Here is a 15609-nt window from a genome sequence, read left to right as displayed (position 1 = left end):
CTCAGGAGTCCGGCATGAATGCATCCAGCGTCCCCGACAATGCAACCGACGACCGTTTCAATGAAGTGCTTGCGCTGATTCAAAGTGCCAAACAGCAGGCCATGCAGACGGTGAATACCCAGCTGATTGAGTTGTATTGGCAGGTGGGTGCTTACATCAGTCGCAAGCTGGAAAAAGCCGAATGGGGCGATTCGGTGGTCAGGCAGTTGGCTGAGCATCTGGCCACGACTCAACTTGGGTTGCGCGGTTTTACCCGGCGTAATCTGTTCCGTATGCGCCAATTCTACGAGGCTTACCGGGGAGATCAAAAAGTGTCAGCACTGCTGACACAATTACCCTGGACCCATAACCTGCTCATTCTGAGTCAGAGCAAACTCCCCCAAGAGCGTGAGTTCTATTTGCGTCTGGCGGTCCAGGAAAAGTGGTCGACGCGGGAGTTGGAGCGTCAGTTCAAGACCGCACTGTTCGAGCGAAGCGTGACCCAACCGGCAAAAACCTCTTCGGTGCTTAGACAAACTCACCCGGCAGCGCTTGAGATATTCCGCGACGCCTACATGCTCGAGTTTCTCGGCCTGCCGGGTGGCCATGCCGAAACTGATCTGCATAAACGGTTACTGGTACGCCTCAAGGATTTTCTGAGCGAGCTCGGCCGCGATTTCTGCTTTGTCGGCTCTGAATACCCGCTGCAAGTTGGCAGTCGTGATTTCGCTCTGGATTTGTTGTTCTACCACCGTGGTCTCAATTGTCTGGTGGCCATAGAGCTAAAAGTGGGTCGATTTGAGCCGGAGTATTTGGGTAAGCTGGACTTCTATCTGGAAGCGCTTGACCGCGATGAGCGCAAATCCCACGAAAACCCCTCCATCGGTGTATTGCTCTGTGCCAGTAAAGATGACGAGGTGGTCGAATATGCCCTCAACCGCAGCCTTTCGCCGGCGCTGATTGCTGAGTATCAAGTCCAGCTACCGGATAAGCAGCTGTTGCAGGCCAAATTACATGAGTTCTATGCTTTAAATGTCGCGCAAGCAGAGGAATCCTGAACCCGCTCAGGTTGCTTATTCCCATAAGCCATAAGCACCACACTTTGCGTGATATGGCCTGCGAACGTTTGTCGGTATGATAGTCGCCCCCGCAGTCTGGATTGCGAATACGCCATGACCTTGCAGTACCCAACCATCGCCGATTGCGTCGGCAACACTCCGCTGGTTCGTTTGCAGCGCCTGCCCGGCGCCACCAGCAATACCCTTTTGCTCAAGCTCGAAGGGAATAACCCGGCGGGTTCGGTCAAGGACCGGCCGGCGCTGTCGATGATCACTCGCGCCGAGTTGCGCGGGCAGATCCACGCCGGCGATACGCTGATCGAAGCAACGTCCGGTAACACCGGGATTGCTTTGGCGATGGCGGCCGCGATCAAGGGTTACAAGATGATCCTGATCATGCCGGACAACTCCAGCGCCGAGCGTAAAGCTGCCATGACAGCTTATGGCGCCGAGTTGATCCTGGTCACCCAGGAAGAAGGCATGGAAGGCGCCCGCGACCTCGCCCAGCGAATGGAAGCCGAAGGCCGTGGCAAGGTGCTGGACCAGTTCGCCAACGGTGATAACCCGCAAGCGCACTACACCACCACCGGCCCGGAAATCTGGCGTCAGACCGAAGGCACCATCACCCATTTCGTCAGCTCCATGGGTACCACCGGTACCATCATGGGCGTCTCGCGCTACTTGAAAGAGCAGAACGAGAGCGTGCAGATCATCGGTCTGCAACCGATGGAAGGCTCGGCGATTCCGGGTATCCGTCGCTGGCCGCAGGAATACCTGCCGAAGATCTACCAGGCCGAGCGTGTGGACCGGATCGTCGACATGGCGCAAAGCGAAGCCGAAGACGTGACCCGTCGTCTGGCCCGCGAAGAAGGCATCTTCTGTGGCGTGTCCTCGGGCGGTGCGGTGGCAGCGATGCTGCGCCTGTCGAAGGAAGTTGAAAACGCGGTGATCGTCGCGATCATCTGTGACCGTGGCGACCGTTACTTGTCGACCGGCATCTTCGACGCGCCTAACTGATGGCCAAGCACGAGAGAGGTCTGCGCTTCCAACCCACGGGCGGCAGCAAGGCCCCACAAATCCCGACCGGCAAAAAGCAGCGCTTGAGTATCGAGCGCCTGGCCAATGACGGTCGCGGTATCGCCTTTTTCGAAGGTCGCACCTGGTTCGTCATCGGCGCCTTGGCCGGTGAAGAAGTCGAAGCGCGGGTGTTGGGTGCCCATGGCAAAGTGGTCGAGGCGCGTACCGAGCGCGTGTTCCAGGCCAGTGAATTGCGTCGTCCGGCACCGTGTCCGCATGCCGGTCGCTGTGGTGGCTGCAGCGTGCAGCATCTGCCCCATACCGAACAACTTGCCCTGAAACAGCGCATGCTCGCCGAACAACTGTCGAAGGTCGCCGGTGTCGAACCGCAAGAGTGGGCAGCGCCGTTGAGTGGTCCGGAATTCGGTTACCGCCGTCGCGCCCGGGTAGCGGTGCGCTGGGACATGAAGGCGAAAAAACTCGAAGTCGGATTCCGTGCCGCGGGCAGTCAGGACATCGTCGCGATCAACGAATGCACGGTGCTGGTACAGCCCTTGCAGCCGATCATGACCCGCTTGCCGGAGATGCTGCGTCGCTTGAGCAAACCTCAGGCGCTGGGGCATGTGGAATTGTTCAGCGGTTCGTCGTTGGCCGTGTTGCTGCGGCACATGGCGCCATTGTCTGAAGCCGACATGACGATCCTCAAGGAATTCTGCGCTTTCCATGAAGCCCAATTGTGGCTGCACGGAGAGGGTGACCCGCAACCGGTCGAAGCCGGCCAGTCGCTGGGTTATCGCCTGGAGCGTTGGGACCTGGACCTGGCCTACCGGCCCGGGGATTTTATTCAGGTCAATGCAGGGGTCAACGAAGCCATGGTCGCCCAGGCGCTGGACTGGCTCAAACCTCAGGCGGATGAGCGGGTGCTGGATTTGTTTTGTGGTTTGGGCAACTTTGCGCTGCCGCTGGCCAAGGCCGTTCGTGAAGTGGTGGCGGTGGAAGGTGTGCAGGCCATGGTCGAGCGCGCCGCCGTCAACGCGGCTAGCAATAATCTGCATAACGCGCAATTTTTTCAGGCCGATTTATCCCAGCCTTTGACTGATGCCGAATGGGCGCGCGAAGGCTTTTGTGCGGTACTCTTGGACCCACCGCGTGACGGTGCTTTCGAGGTGGTGCGCAAGCTGGCGTCCCTGGGCGCCAAACGGTTGGTGTATGTGTCGTGCAATCCGGCAACGTTGGCGCGCGATACAGTTGAGTTGATCAAGCAGGGCTACCGGTTAAAACGTGCCGGGATTCTCGATATGTTTCCTCAAACGGCACATGTCGAGGCCATGGCGTTATTTGAAGCGAGCTAGGACTGCTCGTCTGGTCCGACTGGCCCGCCCGTGCAGCTCTCGCATGAGCCCCGTGAGGGCAATCGGGCAACGAAGGTCAGCGATTTGACGCATTGAATCTGCGTCATAGGGAAGGTAAGCAAGATGGTACAGGTGAGAGCACACCAGCCGATCAATACAGACGGCAGTATCAATCTCGAGGCTTGGCTCGATCATGCGGTCAGTGTCGATCCGGCACTGGATCGCGAAGCCTTGAAGGAAGCGTGCGAGTTCGCTCGTATATCTGAACAACAGGCCAATGCGGCGAAGAATCTCTGGTCCGAAGGGACCTCGAGTTTCCGCACGGGCCTTGAGATCGCCGAGATTCTGGCCGACCTCAAACTCGATCAGGATTCACTGGTTGCCGCGATCTTGTACCGTGGCGTGCGCGAAGGCCAGATCCTGTTGCCTGCCGTCAGCCAGCGCTTCGGTCCGTTGGTGGCCAAGCTCATCGACGGCGTGCAGCGCATGGCGGCGATCAGCGACAGTCTGAGCCCGCGTAAATCCCTGGTGCTGGGCACTCAGGGCCAGGTCGAAAACCTGCGCAAAATGCTGGTCGCCATGGTCGACGACGTTCGCGTCGCGCTGATCAAACTGGCTGAACGCACCTGCGCGATTCGAGCGGTGAAAACCGCCGACGACGAGAAACGCAATCGCGTCGCCCGTGAAGTCTTCGACATCTACGCGCCACTCGCGCACCGTCTCGGTATCGGTCACATCAAGTGGGAATTGGAGGACTTGTCCTTCCGTTACCTTGAGCCTGACCAGTACAAGCAGATCGCCAAGTTGCTGCATGAACGGCGTCTGGATCGCGAGCGTTTCATCGCCGACGTGATGAGCCAGCTGAAGAACGAATTGCACGCCACCGGCGTCGATGCCGACATCAGTGGCCGGGCCAAACACATCTATTCGATCTGGCGCAAAATGCAGCGCAAGGGTCTGGAGTTCAGCCAGATCTATGACGTGCGCGCCGTTCGCGTGCTGGTGCCGGAGATGCGCGATTGCTACACCGCGCTCGGCATCGTCCACACCTTGTGGCGGCACATCCCGAAAGAATTCGACGACTACATCGCCAACCCGAAAGAGAACGGCTACCGCTCGTTGCACACGGCGGTGATTGGTCCTGAAGGCAAGGTGCTGGAAGTGCAGATCCGCACACACGCCATGCACGAGGAAGCCGAGCTGGGCGTGTGCGCGCACTGGCGCTACAAAGGCACCGACGTCAAATCCGGCTCCAACCACTACGAAGAGAAAATCTCCTGGCTGCGTCAGGTCCTCGAGTGGCACGAAGAGCTGGGCGATATCGGCGGCCTGGCGGAACAGCTGCGGGTCGATATCGAGCCGGACCGGGTCTACATCTTCACCCCGGACGGTCACGCCATCGACTTGCCCAAAGGCGCGACGCCGCTGGACTTTGCTTACCGCGTGCATACCGAAATCGGTCACAACTGCCGTGGCGCGAAGATCAACGGGCGTATTGTGCCGCTCAACTACAGCCTGCAAACCGGTGAACAGGTCGAGATCATCACCAGCAAGCACGGCACCCCGAGCCGCGACTGGCTGAACCCGAACCTCGGTTACATCACCACCTCGCGGGCGCGGGCGAAGATTGTCCACTGGTTCAAATTGCAGGCGCGCGATCAGAACGTCGCGGCCGGCAAGACCCTGCTTGAGCGCGAACTCAATCGCCTCGGCCTGCCGGCAGTGGACTTCGACAAGCTGGCCGACAAGGCCAACATGAAGACGTCCGAGGACATGTTCGCGGCGTTGGGTGCCGGAGATTTGCGCCTGGCACAACTGGTGAACCTGGCTCAGCAACTGGTCGAACCGGAACGCGGCAACGAACAGCTGGAGCTGATCCCACGCAAAGCCACCGGCTACAAACCGGGCAAGCGCGGCGACATCCAGATCCAGGGCGTCGGCAACCTGATGACGCAAATGGCCGGCTGCTGCCAACCGTTGCCGGGCGATGCAATAGTCGGTTACATCACCCAGGGCCGTGGCGTAAGCATTCACCGCCAGGACTGCGCCTCGGTGCTGCAACTGGGCGGTCGCGAGCCAGAGCGGATCATCCAGGTCAGCTGGGGCCCGGTGCCGGTGCTCACCTACCCGGTGGACATCATCATCCGCGCCTACGACCGCTCCGGTTTGCTGCGTGACGTGTCGCAGGTGCTGCTCAATGAGCGGATCAACGTGCTGGCGGTCAACACCCGCTCGAACAAAGAGGACAACACGGCGTTGATGTCCCTGACCATCGAGATTCCGGGGCTGGATGCGTTGGGGCGGTTGCTGGGGCGGATTTCCCAGTTGCCGAACATCATCGAAACACGTCGTAACCGGACGCCTTGACGGGTCACCTTATTGCAGGCTGTGCTTTTGTGGGAGCCTGGCTTGCCAGCGATGCAGGCACCTCGGTCTTTCAGGAACACCGAGGTGACATCTTCGCTGGCAAGCCAGCTCCTACAAGGATCGTGTAGAGATTGATAGATGTATTCAATTGAAGACCTGCTGCACTTGATGAACCGGCTGCGCGACCCGCAGTTCGGTTGCCCATGGGACATCAAGCAAACGTATGCCACCATCGTCCCGCACACCCTTGAGGAAGCCTACGAAGTCGCTGACGCCATCGAGCGCGGTGACTTCGATCACTTGCAGGGGGAGTTGGGCGATTTGCTGTTCCAGGTGGTTTATTACAGCCAACTGGCGCGGGAAGAAGGGCGCTTCGAATTCGACGGTGTGGTCGACAGCATCACCCGCAAGTTGATCCGTCGGCATCCTCACGTGTTTCCGACCGGTGATCTGTATGCGCCCATGGACATCCCGCGCCTGAGTGAAGAGCAGGTCAAGCAGCGTTGGGAAGAGATCAAGGCCGAGGAGCGCGCCGAGAAGTCAGCGGCACCGTTGCAGTTGTCGTTGCTCGACGATGTACCGGCTGCTCTGCCTGCCTTGTCCCGTTCGGCGAAACTGCAAAAGCGCGCCGGGCAGGTCGGTTTCGACTGGTCGGACGCTTTGCCGGTGCTGGACAAGGTTCGCGAAGAGCTCGATGAAGTGCTCGAAGCCATGGCCGACAATGACTCGGCAGCGATTGCCGACGAGGTCGGTGACCTGCTGTTTTCGGTGGTCAATCTGGCGCGTCATCTCAAGGTTGATCCGGAAACCGCGCTGCGTGGGGCCAATAGCAAATTCGAAAGACGCTTCCGTTTTATCGAACAGGCATTGCGCGACACCCACCGTCCCATAGAAGATTGCACCCTCGAAGAGTTGGACGCCTTGTGGGGCGAAGCCAAACGTCAGGAAAAGAATTTGACCAGCTGCGGTTGAGCAGTTGCCTAAGTGAGAAACAAGCAAAATGAGCATTTCCCTTCGCGACCAGTTGCTCAAAGCAGGGCTGGTCAACCAGAAGCAGGCCAAACAGGTCGGCAAAGAGAAGCAGAAACAGCAGCGCCTGGCCCACAAGGGTCAGATTGAACTGGATGACTCGCAGCAGCGTGCAGCCCAGGAAGCCATGGCCGAGAAGGTCAAGCGCGACCAGGAGTTGAACCGTCAGCAGCAGGAAAAGGTCGAGGCCAAGGCCCGCGCCGCTCAGGTCAAGCAATTGATCGAAGTCTCGCGCCTGCCGAAGCTGACCACCGAGGATTACTACAACTTCGTTGACGACAAGAAGGTCAAGCGCCTCTGCGTCAACACGCTGATGCGCAACCAGCTCAGCAATGGCTTCCTGGCGATCGTGCATCACGCCGGCGGCTACGAAGTGATCCCGCGTGAAGCGGCGCTGAAGATCCAGGAGCGCGATCCACAGCGTATCGTGCAGATGAACGTGAAGACTGAAGAAGTGGCAACCGAGGACGATCCGTACGCGGCTTATCAGATTCCGGATGATCTGATGTGGTAAACCGTTAAAGGCTGCAACAACGACAAACCCCGCTCATGGCGGGGTTTGTCGTTTTCAATGCTGTGTTGCTCAGGCGCAGAGCGACGCTCTTTTCTGCTCCAGGGTTTCCAGTTCGGCTTTGTAGTTGTGGGCGTCGGTTTCGGAGTGGAACATCCCCACCAGCAGGTCTTGTTGGTGGACATCCCAAATGCGGATACCGGCGGCTACACCCTCATGGGATTTATGTGAATCGTCGCGTTCAGTTACTTTTACAGTCATCTGCTAGCTCCAATCTCAATTACCTGCACCAAGGCGTGTGCAGGTCTTTGTTGTATGTTTTGTTAGCTTGCTAAGTAAACGCTCGGGATTGGTAACGAACAATTGCCGATTCTGCAACAGTCCTGCAGCCCGCGTAACACGCGACATTCGCTCGCAGGGCGTTGGTTTTTATGACAAAAGCTTCATGTTCGACAGGAAGAAAACCACTGAAATCTGTAGGAGCCGAGCTTGCTCCGGGCGGCGATCCGACGATGGCGGCTTCACAGTCAATGATGATGGTGAATGTGATGGCCTCATCGCGAGCAAGCTCGGCTCCTACATTGTAAAGGCACAAAAAAAACGCCCCGAACCAGTCGGGGCGTTTTTTTTGTGCAGCGAAACGGCGAGGTATTACTTACCTGCCCAGCGCTTCAGTACCAGCGTGGCGTTGGTGCCACCGAAACCGAAGCTGTTGCTCATCACGGTGTCGATGGTGGCGTTTTCGCGAGTCTTGGTCAGGATCGGCATGTCTGCCACTTCCGGGTCCAGTTCGTCGATGTTGGCGGAACCCGCCATGAAGTTGCCTTCCATCATCAGCATGCAGTAGATCGCTTCGTGAACGCCGGCGGCGCCCAGGGAGTGACCCGACAGGCTCTTGGTGGAGCTGATGGCCGGAGCCTTGTCACCGAACAATTCGCGCACACCTTTCATTTCCATGACGTCGCCGACCGGAGTCGAGGTGCCGTGGGTGTTCAGGTAGTCGATCGGAGCGTCAACGGTGGACATTGCCATCTGCATGCAGCGGATAGCGCCTTCGCCGCTTGGGGCGACCATGTCGTAGCCGTCGGAGGTCGCGCCGTAGCCAACGATTTCCGCGTAGATCTTCGCGCCGCGCGCCAGAGCGTGTTCCAGCTCTTCGACCACGACCATGCCGCCACCGCCGGCAATGACGAAACCGTCACGCTTGGCATCGTAGGCACGGGAAGCTTTTTCCGGGGTTTCGTTGTACTGGCTGGACAGTGCACCCATGGCGTCGAACAGGAACGACTGGCTCCAATGCTCTTCTTCACCGCCGCCGGCGAACACGATGTCCTGCTTGCCCATCTGGATCTGTTCCATGGCAGTACCGATGCAGTGAGCACTGGTAGCGCAGGCAGAAGCGATGGAGTAGTTCAGGCCCTTGATCTTGAACGGGGTGGCCAGGCAAGCGGAAACGGTGCTGCTCATGGTCCGCGTGACACGGTATGGGCCAACGCGCTTCACGCCTTTCTCGCGCAGGATGTCCAGCGCTTCCATCTGGTTCAGCGTGGAGGCGCCACCTGAACCGGCAATCAGACCGGTACGCGGGTTGGAGACTTGCTCATCGCTCAGGCCGGAGTCAGCGATGGCGTCTTTCATGGCCAGGTAGGCGTAAGCCGCCGCGTGGCCGACGAAGCGAAAGATCTTGCGATCGATCAGCTCTTCGAGGGGAAGGTCAATGGAGCCGGAAACCTGGCTACGCAGACCCATTTCGGCATATTCCGGGTTGAACCGGATGCCAGGGCGGCTTGCACGCAGGTTAGCGGAGACGGTCTCTTTGTCATTGCCCAGGCACGAAACGATGCCCAGACCAGTGATAACGACGCGGCGCATGCGGATAACCCTTAGAAGTTGTCAGTGGAGGTGAAAACGCCGACCCGAAGGCCTTCGGCGGTGTAGATCTCGCGGCCGTCGACGCTGACCGAACCGTCGGCAATGGCCAGGTTCAGTTTGCCTTTCAACACACGCTTGATCTGAATGTTATAGGTGACTTTCTGGGCGGTCGGCAGGACCTGGCCGAAGAATTTCACTTCGCCCGAACCCAGCGCACGGCCACGGCCCGGCAGACCTTGCCAGCCAAGGAAGAAACCGACCAGTTGCCACATGGCATCAAGACCCAGGCAGCCTGGCATCACCGGATCACCTTCGAAGTGGCAGGCGAAAAACCACAGGTCCGGAGTGATATCCAGCTCGGCGACCAATTCACCTTTGCCGTACTTGCCACCCTCGGCACTGATATGGGTGATGCGATCCACCATCAGCATGTTCGGGGCGGGCAGTTGTGCGTTACCTGGGCCGAACAGCTCACCGCGACTGCAGCGCAGCAGGTCTTCCCGAGTAAAGGCGTTTTGTTGGGTCATGCGAGCTCCTCAATAGTCCCATGCGGCAGGGTGGGGCAAATCTCCCGGCCGATCGAAGCGTTCATGCCTCGAGTCAGCAGCCTACTCATAGACTATTGCGTTGTGGTGAAAGTCACAGCACCAAGGACATGAATGTACACTTGTGCACTGAAATTATTATTCAAGCCCCTTTTCGGGCCTGTTCGGGTGCCTAAGACTGCCGCACTTTCGCCTTTCACGCCAGTCGCAGATGCTCGAAAGGCCTGTACTACTGCACCCAGCGCTGCAGAATTTGCTGCAAATCAGTACGTTTGAAGGGCTTGGCCAGATAATCGTTCATGCCCACCGACAAACAGGCTTCGCGGTCGCCCTGTAACGCATTGGCGGTCAAAGCGATGATCGGCAAGTTCGCGCAGCCGGGCAACTGGCGAATCTGTCGGGTCGCCTCGTAGCCGTCGACGATCGGCAGCCGGCAGTCCATCAGAATCGCTTCAAAAATCAGGCTCTCGGCACTGCGCACGGCTTGTGCGCCATCGGTCGCGACGCTGACAGTAAAACCCAAGCTGCGTAACATTGCTTCGATGACGGTCTGATTGACCGGGTTGTCCTCGACCAGCAGCACATTGCGACCTGCGCCATCATCGTTGCCGGTTTGTGTCCGGGGTGTCAGTACCGGCAGCGACTGCTTATAGAGCGCCAGCGGAATTTCCAGGGTAAACACCGAACCTTGGCCTTCCTCGCTCTGCGCACGTAAGGTGCCGCCCATGCGTTCCGCCAGCGTGCGGGCAATCGGCAGGCCCAGACCGGTGCCACCGTAGCGCCGTGAAATGGAGCTGTCGGCCTGCTGGAAGGCATTGAACATCAACTCCAGGCTTTCAGCCGAAATGCCGATGCCGCTGTCGCGCACGGTGCAGGTAAACCACAGCAGTTCGTGATCCAGCGATTGCCACTGCGGTTCAATGCTGACGCGGCCCTGCTCGGTGAACTTCAATGCATTGCCGACCAGGTTGACCAGAATCTGCCGGATCCGTGTCGGATCGCCCTGAACCTGAAGGGCGCGCATGTCCTCGGGGATCAGCAACTGCAGATCAAGCTCGCGCTGTAACGCGCTGTGCTGGAACGATTGGGCGCAACTGCTGATCAGGTCCGCCAGGTTGAACGGGATGTGTTCCAGTTCCAGCTCCGAACGCTCTATACGCGAGAAGTCGAGAATATCGTTGATGACCTTGAGCAGGTGTTCGGTGGACTCCGAGGCCAGCGCCGCGTATTCAATCTGCTCCTCGGTCATGTCGGTGGTTTCCAGCAATTGCAGCATACCGAGCACGCCATTCATCGGTGTACGCAGTTCATGGCTCATCATCGCCAGGAAGTCAGACTTGGCATTGTTGGCCTTTTCCGCCTCCTCGCGCGTCTGGATCAATTGCGCCATCGCCTGATGCTGTTCGCGACTGGCTTGTTCGAGGCCGGCGGCGAGGTTGTTGATGTGCTGCGACAGCGCACCCAGCTCGGTGTCGTCGACAATCGGCAAGGGTGTTTTGTAATCGCCGTGCTGGATCGCCTTCACTGCGTTGCCAATATCGCGGATCGGTTGCGACAGGCTGCCCGCCAGACGCCGGGCCACCAAAAAGGTAAACAGCAGGGCGAACAGCGCAAGGATGGCGGCTTTGAACAGGATTTCCTGCTGACGCTGGCTGAACGCATCATTTGAAAGACCGACGATCACCCGACCCAGATAGTCCTCGGTGGGGCCAATGCTGGCGGCTTTGGGGCCCTGGAAGAAATCATTGTTGAGCGCTATCCGTTGCAGCCGCACCGGTGCCTGGAACACTTCAACCTGTTGTGAGCGCCTGTAGGTTTCCGACGGGTGCTCGACGTACACCAAAATCCGGTTGGCGTTGTCCTGGACCTCCAGAAAGCGCACGTTCGGCGTGGCGAGTGTCGCCTTAAGCAAACTTTCAAGCACCTCGTTGTTACCCGAAATCACCCCGTATTCGGCGGCGGGTGCCAATTGGTTGGCGATCAATTGCCCGGTGTGGTTGAGCTCCTGACGCAGGTCCTGGATCCGCACGAAGGTGAAGAAGCTGATCAGCAACAACGTCAGCAGCAGGGCAGGGCCAAGGCTGATCATCTGGGTGCGAGTGCTGATGTCCCAGGGGCGTCGGAGGGTCATGGCAGGCTTTTTCCTTCAGCCAATTGGGTGGCAATAGCTGCTTCATTGATCGGTTCGATACCTAATGAACGAGCCACCTGCGGATTACTTGATACTTTGAAGTGTTGCGGATATAGCGACCGCGGCCAACTCGCCGCAGGTAGATCGAGCAATTCGTCGAGCATCTGCAGCCAGTCGCTCTGATCGCTGTAAGTGCTGGCCAGGCTGCCCGCCTTGACGAAAGCGGCGTTGGGGCCGATCAATGCCAATTGCCGGGAATAGCTGCTCAACAGCAGGTTTTTTGCGGTTTTCGGGTTGTAGAGGTCGGGATCGTCGAGGCCCAGCAGCACGTCACAGTTATTCAGCAAGGTCTGCAAGGGGCGGCTGTCATGGATGTTATTCCAGCGCTCGGCGACCACTTCAAGCTCCAGTCCAAGGGCGGCCCGGCGCAATTCTTTCAACAGGAATTCGCTGTGATTGTCGTACAGCACACCGATGCGCTGCGCCTGCGGCAAGATGAGTCGGGTCAGGCGCAATTGCCGATCCAGCGGCGCATCGCTCCAGAGCAGACTGAGGTGGGGTGGAACGTCAACGCCGAAACGTTGCTGGGCTTGCAGGCGGCTGATGCGCAGCACCAACGTCGCCGGGCCCTGAGCCTCTTGCTGGCGCCAGTCGAGGCTCGGCAGATCAAGCAGGATCAGGCGGGCGGCGGCGGGCAGTTTACCAGGTGATGGAAGGCTCGCCAGTGGCTGGAAACGCACACTGTCGGCAGGGCGCATGTCGCTCAGCGCGCGGACGAAGGATTGCACGCCGGGATTGTCTTCGGCGCCGGTCAACAGGATGTCGGCGGCCTGTGTCGGCAGGGCGCCGAGCAAACAGCCAGCCGCCAGGCACAACTTGGCCAGCAGGCGGCCCCGTGGCGGCGATTTCCATGACAGGCGATGCCCCATTTAAAACATCAGCTCCGCGCTGAAGTAAAGCACCCGACGCTCGTCGTAGTTGTTGTCGACGAACGTGGTGGGTTGGTTATCCAGGCGTTGTTGAAGGATGCTGGCCAGTTCCAGATTGGCCTTGCCCAAGCCGGCGAAGTAGCCGTTGCAGCCCGGTTCTCGCGAGCGCATGCGTTCGTTGTCGAGATCAACCGGACCACGGGTCTTGAGGTAGTAATGGGCGCTGGTCTGGCCGTAAGCCGTGGGCTGCAAATGGGTCACCCGGTAACTCCAGTTGACGTTGTTCTCGAACATGTCTGGCGAACGGATCGTCTCCGAGTACAGGGGGTGTCGTCGAGCGTGCCGTTGAAACCGGTCTCGGAAGCTGCCCGGTCGTAACGATAGTTCATGCCGCTGACCAGTCGCAGACTGTCGGACAGGCTGAGGGTGTCTTGCACTTCCATGTCATAGCACGATTCCAGGGGCCTCTGATCGATGTCGCCACACAGTTTGCTGATGTGGCGCGCGATTCATTGTCGAGAAACAAGTCGTCGGCCAGCAAGGACGGGCTGAAGATCAGCGCCATCACCAGCGGCGAGCGGGGTGAAGGAGAACCAAACGACACGTCATACCCTTGATCGTGATGAGTTGGCGCGCATGTTAACCGAGCCCGTTGACTTTTCCATTCACGATGCCGGCATTTTCCCAGGATTCATTGGTCTTCTTCCTACAAGTGTTGGTAAATGAAGCGGGGGCTGGCCGCCACGGGGCCGCTCCGTATAATGCCAACATCACCACTGGTATGGATTAACGGATTGCATATGACTGAACAGCGCCCAATTGCGGTCCTGGGAGGCGGAAGTTTTGGTACCGCCGTGGCTAATTTGCTGGCCGAGAACGGGCATCAGGTCCGACAGTGGATGCGTGACCCCGAACAGGCCGAGGCCATTCGGGTCAATCGCGAGAACCCGCGTTACCTCAAAGGCATCAAGATTCTTCCGGCAGTAGAACCGGTGACCGACCTGCAAGCCACGCTGGCAGCCTGCGACCTGTGTTTCGTCGCGCTGCCCTCCAGTGCATTGCGCTCGGTATTGGTCCCGCACACCGAACTGTTGAGCGGCAAACTGCTGGTCAGCCTGACCAAAGGCATCGAAGCCCACACGTTCAAGTTGATGAGCGAGATCCTCGAGGAGATCGCCCCGAAAGCGCGCATCGGCGTGCTGTCCGGACCGAACCTGGCCCGTGAGATCGCCGAGCACGCGCTGACCGCCACCGTGGTCGCCAGTGAAGACGAAGAGCTGTGCCAACGGGTTCAGGAAGCGCTGCATGGCCGGACCTTTCGCGTGTACGCCAGTGCCGACCGGTTTGGCGTCGAATTGGGCGGGGCGCTGAAAAACGTTTACGCAATCATTGCCGGCATGGCCGTGGCACTGGGCATGGGCGAAAACACCAAGAGCATGCTGATCACCCGGGCACTGGCGGAAATGACCCGTTTTGCGGTGAATCAGGGCGCCAACCCGATGACCTTTCTCGGTCTTGCCGGTGTGGGCGATTTGATCGTCACCTGCTCGTCACCAAAAAGCCGTAACTACCAGGTGGGGTTTGCCCTGGGTCAGGGCTTGAGTCTGGAGGACGCGGTCACGCGTCTGGGTGAAGTGGCTGAAGGCGTGAACACGCTGAAAGTGCTCAAGGCCAAGGCTCAGGAGGTTGGCGTCTATATGCCGCTGGTCGCCGGGCTGCATGCAATCCTGTTTGAGGGGCGCACGCTTAATCAAGTGATTGAATTGTTGATGCGCGGCGAACCGAAAACCGACGTCGATTTTATTTCAACCAGCGGTTTCAACTAATAAGCACGCTTTGCAAAAAAGCAGGGGAGCGCGACATGAACGATCCGAAATTAGAAACCAGGTACGAATCCATTCTGCTGCGGGTGCTGTGGATGATCGTCTTCCTGTTGGTCTGGCAAGTAGCGCAGTTCATCCTTGGGGCGGTGGTGCTGGTTCAACTGATCTATCGTTTGTTTTATGGCGCACCGAGCGCCAGCCTGATGAACTTCGGCGACAGCCTGAGCCAGTTTTTGGCTCAGATCGGCCGGTTCGGCACGTTCCACAGCGACCAAAAGCCTTGGCCGTTCGCCGATTGGCCGACGCCGCGTACACCGGAAGGTGAAGCGCCGCACGTCGTGGCGCCCGCACCGCATCCGGCCCGAGATGAGGAACCCAAGCTATGAAACTCTGGGTATTGCGTCATGGTGAAGCTGAACCGTATGGCTCGCGTCCCGATTCGGAACGGGCACTGACCGATCACGGTCGCAAGGAAGTGTTGAACAGCGCAGCGCATTTGATCGGTCAGCCGATTACCGCGATTTACGCCAGCCCTTACCTGCGTGCGCAGCAAACCGCGCAGTTGGTGCGTGAAGCCCTCGGTTTCGAGCCGGAGATCCGCACGGTCGAGTGGCTGACCCCGGGAACCGATCCGGACAAGGTGGCCGAACAGCTCGTATCAGTGAGTAATGTCCTGTTGGTCAGTCACAACCCGCTGGTGGGAAACTTGCTGAGCTATCTGCAACATGGCGCCGGGCATCCGCCGGAAAAAGTCTCCACTGCCGGGCTGGCCGAGCTCAAAGGTGATGAGTTGCTGATCGGCTCGATGAAGCTCAAGGGCATCAAACACCCATAACCGGTTTGCCTTGGTTTTTGTAGGAGCCGGACTTGCCCTAATGCCGATCAGTTAAGCAATTTCTGCGGTAACGCAATTTTTGTAGCAGCTGGCGAAGCCTGCGTCCGGCTGCGTAGCAGTCGTGAAATCAGACGATGCGGTGTTTCAGGAAGACCGAAAAC

At 58.8% G+C, this 15609-nt stretch carries 14 protein-coding genes and 1 pseudogene; 9 read left to right on the top strand and 6 right to left on the bottom strand.

Going from position 1 to position 15609, the window contains the following annotated elements; all coding sequences use genetic code 11:
- Positions 1 to 14: 14 nt before the first annotated feature.
- The 6 genes from KGB06_RS22620 to KGB06_RS22595 all read left to right on the top strand — a co-directional run bounded on the left by KGB06_RS22620 (position 15) and on the right by KGB06_RS22595 (position 7316).
- Entirely contained in the window at positions 15 to 1037 is a 1023-nt protein-coding gene (locus KGB06_RS22620) for a YhcG family protein (RefSeq protein WP_223519721.1), read from the top strand.
- Positions 1038 to 1151: 114 nt separating this feature from the next.
- Positions 1152 to 2054 (top strand): cysteine synthase CysM, encoded by a 903-nt coding sequence (gene cysM / locus KGB06_RS22615; RefSeq protein ID WP_223519719.1) that lies wholly within the window; start codon positions 1152 to 1154, stop codon positions 2052 to 2054.
- The gene (gene rlmD, locus KGB06_RS22610; protein WP_223519718.1) at positions 2054 to 3406 is read left to right on the top strand and encodes a 23S rRNA (uracil(1939)-C(5))-methyltransferase RlmD; all 1353 of its coding nucleotides are present in this window, start codon (positions 2054 to 2056) and stop codon (positions 3404 to 3406) included. The genes cysM and rlmD overlap by 1 nt, the downstream gene beginning before the upstream one ends.
- A 123-nt stretch (positions 3407 to 3529) precedes the next feature.
- Positions 3530 to 5773, top strand: coding sequence for a GTP diphosphokinase (gene relA / locus KGB06_RS22605; RefSeq protein ID WP_223519716.1), 2244 nt, complete (start codon positions 3530 to 3532; stop codon positions 5771 to 5773).
- A 138-nt stretch (positions 5774 to 5911) separates the two neighbouring features.
- Positions 5912 to 6745 (top strand): nucleoside triphosphate pyrophosphohydrolase, encoded by an 834-nt coding sequence (gene mazG, locus KGB06_RS22600; RefSeq protein WP_223519714.1) that lies wholly within the window; start codon positions 5912 to 5914, stop codon positions 6743 to 6745.
- A 28-nt stretch (positions 6746 to 6773) separates the two neighbouring features.
- Positions 6774 to 7316 carry a DUF2058 domain-containing protein gene (locus KGB06_RS22595; RefSeq protein ID WP_223519712.1) on the top strand — a complete coding sequence of 181 codons (543 nt, stop codon included), beginning with the start codon at positions 6774 to 6776 and terminating at the stop codon, positions 7314 to 7316.
- A gap of 69 nt (positions 7317 to 7385) precedes the next feature.
- Here the strand turns inward: KGB06_RS22595 and KGB06_RS22590 are convergent, their stop codons facing one another.
- The 6 genes and pseudogenes from KGB06_RS22590 to KGB06_RS22565 form a co-directional block, all read right to left on the bottom strand.
- A complete protein-coding gene (locus tag KGB06_RS22590) occupies positions 7386 to 7574 on the bottom strand; it encodes a hypothetical protein (protein WP_223519711.1) in 189 nt (62 codons plus the stop codon).
- Positions 7575 to 7964: 390 nt separating this feature from the next.
- A complete protein-coding gene (fabB, locus tag KGB06_RS22585) occupies positions 7965 to 9185 on the bottom strand; it encodes a beta-ketoacyl-ACP synthase I (RefSeq protein ID WP_223519709.1) in 1221 nt (406 codons plus the stop codon).
- 11 nt (positions 9186 to 9196) lie between these two features.
- Positions 9197 to 9712 carry a 3-hydroxyacyl-[acyl-carrier-protein] dehydratase FabA gene (gene fabA / locus KGB06_RS22580; RefSeq protein WP_223519708.1) on the bottom strand — a complete coding sequence of 172 codons (516 nt, stop codon included), beginning with the start codon at positions 9710 to 9712 and terminating at the stop codon, positions 9197 to 9199.
- Between the two features lie 247 nt (positions 9713 to 9959).
- Positions 9960 to 11861, bottom strand: a complete 1902-nt coding sequence (locus tag KGB06_RS22575; RefSeq protein WP_223519706.1) for an ATP-binding protein — start codon at positions 11859 to 11861, stop codon at positions 9960 to 9962.
- A complete protein-coding gene (locus KGB06_RS22570; RefSeq protein ID WP_223519704.1) occupies positions 11858 to 12790 on the bottom strand; it encodes an ABC transporter substrate-binding protein in 933 nt (310 codons plus the stop codon). Before KGB06_RS22570 ends, KGB06_RS22575 begins: the two co-directional genes overlap by 4 nt.
- Positions 12791 to 13278: pseudogene (locus KGB06_RS22565) on the bottom strand (TonB-dependent receptor); the annotation flags it as partial.
- A 312-nt stretch (positions 13279 to 13590) separates the two neighbouring features.
- Between KGB06_RS22565 and KGB06_RS22560 the strand changes: the two are divergent.
- From KGB06_RS22560 to sixA, 3 genes are read left to right on the top strand one after another with little or no spacing between them, the layout of a single operon-like run.
- On the top strand, positions 13591 to 14616 hold the full coding sequence (locus KGB06_RS22560) for an NAD(P)H-dependent glycerol-3-phosphate dehydrogenase (RefSeq protein ID WP_223519702.1): 1026 nt from the start codon (positions 13591 to 13593) through the stop codon (positions 14614 to 14616).
- Between the two features lie 35 nt (positions 14617 to 14651).
- Complete coding sequence (locus tag KGB06_RS22555; protein ID WP_223519701.1) at positions 14652 to 14999, top strand: DUF4389 domain-containing protein; 348 nt, start codon at positions 14652 to 14654, stop codon at positions 14997 to 14999.
- On the top strand, positions 14996 to 15448 hold the full coding sequence (sixA, locus tag KGB06_RS22550; protein WP_223519699.1) for a phosphohistidine phosphatase SixA: 453 nt from the start codon (positions 14996 to 14998) through the stop codon (positions 15446 to 15448). Before KGB06_RS22555 ends, sixA begins: the two co-directional genes overlap by 4 nt.
- Positions 15449 to 15609 lie beyond the last annotated feature (161 nt).

The sequence above is a fragment of the Pseudomonas sp. GL-B-19 genome, assembly GCF_019956415.1.
GTDB lineage: Bacteria > Pseudomonadota > Gammaproteobacteria > Pseudomonadales > Pseudomonadaceae > Aquipseudomonas.
Note: the sequence above shows the minus strand (reverse complement) of the source record. Positions and strands in the feature narration are given on the sequence as shown.

What these genes read in the sequence shown, in the direction of transcription:
- KGB06_RS22590 (WP_223519711.1), bottom strand. Translation starts at nt 7,574, where the DNA reads ATGACTGTAAAAGTAACTGAACGCGACGATTCACATAAATCCCATGAG.
- KGB06_RS22570 (WP_223519704.1), bottom strand. Translation starts at nt 12,790, where the DNA reads ATGGGGCATCGCCTGTCATGGAAATCGCCGCCACGGGGCCGCCTGCTG.
- KGB06_RS22560 (WP_223519702.1), top strand. Translation starts at nt 13,591, where the DNA reads ATGACTGAACAGCGCCCAATTGCGGTCCTGGGAGGCGGAAGTTTTGGT.
- sixA (WP_223519699.1), top strand. Translation starts at nt 14,996, where the DNA reads ATGAAACTCTGGGTATTGCGTCATGGTGAAGCTGAACCGTATGGCTCG.
- KGB06_RS22595 (WP_223519712.1), top strand. Translation starts at nt 6,774, where the DNA reads ATGAGCATTTCCCTTCGCGACCAGTTGCTCAAAGCAGGGCTGGTCAAC.
- KGB06_RS22620 (WP_223519721.1), top strand. Translation starts at nt 15, where the DNA reads ATGAATGCATCCAGCGTCCCCGACAATGCAACCGACGACCGTTTCAAT.
- mazG (WP_223519714.1), top strand. Translation starts at nt 5,912, where the DNA reads ATGTATTCAATTGAAGACCTGCTGCACTTGATGAACCGGCTGCGCGAC.
- KGB06_RS22575 (WP_223519706.1), bottom strand. Translation starts at nt 11,861, where the DNA reads ATGACCCTCCGACGCCCCTGGGACATCAGCACTCGCACCCAGATGATC.
- rlmD (WP_223519718.1), top strand. Translation starts at nt 2,054, where the DNA reads ATGGCCAAGCACGAGAGAGGTCTGCGCTTCCAACCCACGGGCGGCAGC.
- KGB06_RS22555 (WP_223519701.1), top strand. Translation starts at nt 14,652, where the DNA reads ATGAACGATCCGAAATTAGAAACCAGGTACGAATCCATTCTGCTGCGG.
- cysM (WP_223519719.1), top strand. Translation starts at nt 1,152, where the DNA reads ATGACCTTGCAGTACCCAACCATCGCCGATTGCGTCGGCAACACTCCG.
- fabA (WP_223519708.1), bottom strand. Translation starts at nt 9,712, where the DNA reads ATGACCCAACAAAACGCCTTTACTCGGGAAGACCTGCTGCGCTGCAGT.
- fabB (WP_223519709.1), bottom strand. Translation starts at nt 9,185, where the DNA reads ATGCGCCGCGTCGTTATCACTGGTCTGGGCATCGTTTCGTGCCTGGGC.
- relA (WP_223519716.1), top strand. Translation starts at nt 3,530, where the DNA reads ATGGTACAGGTGAGAGCACACCAGCCGATCAATACAGACGGCAGTATC.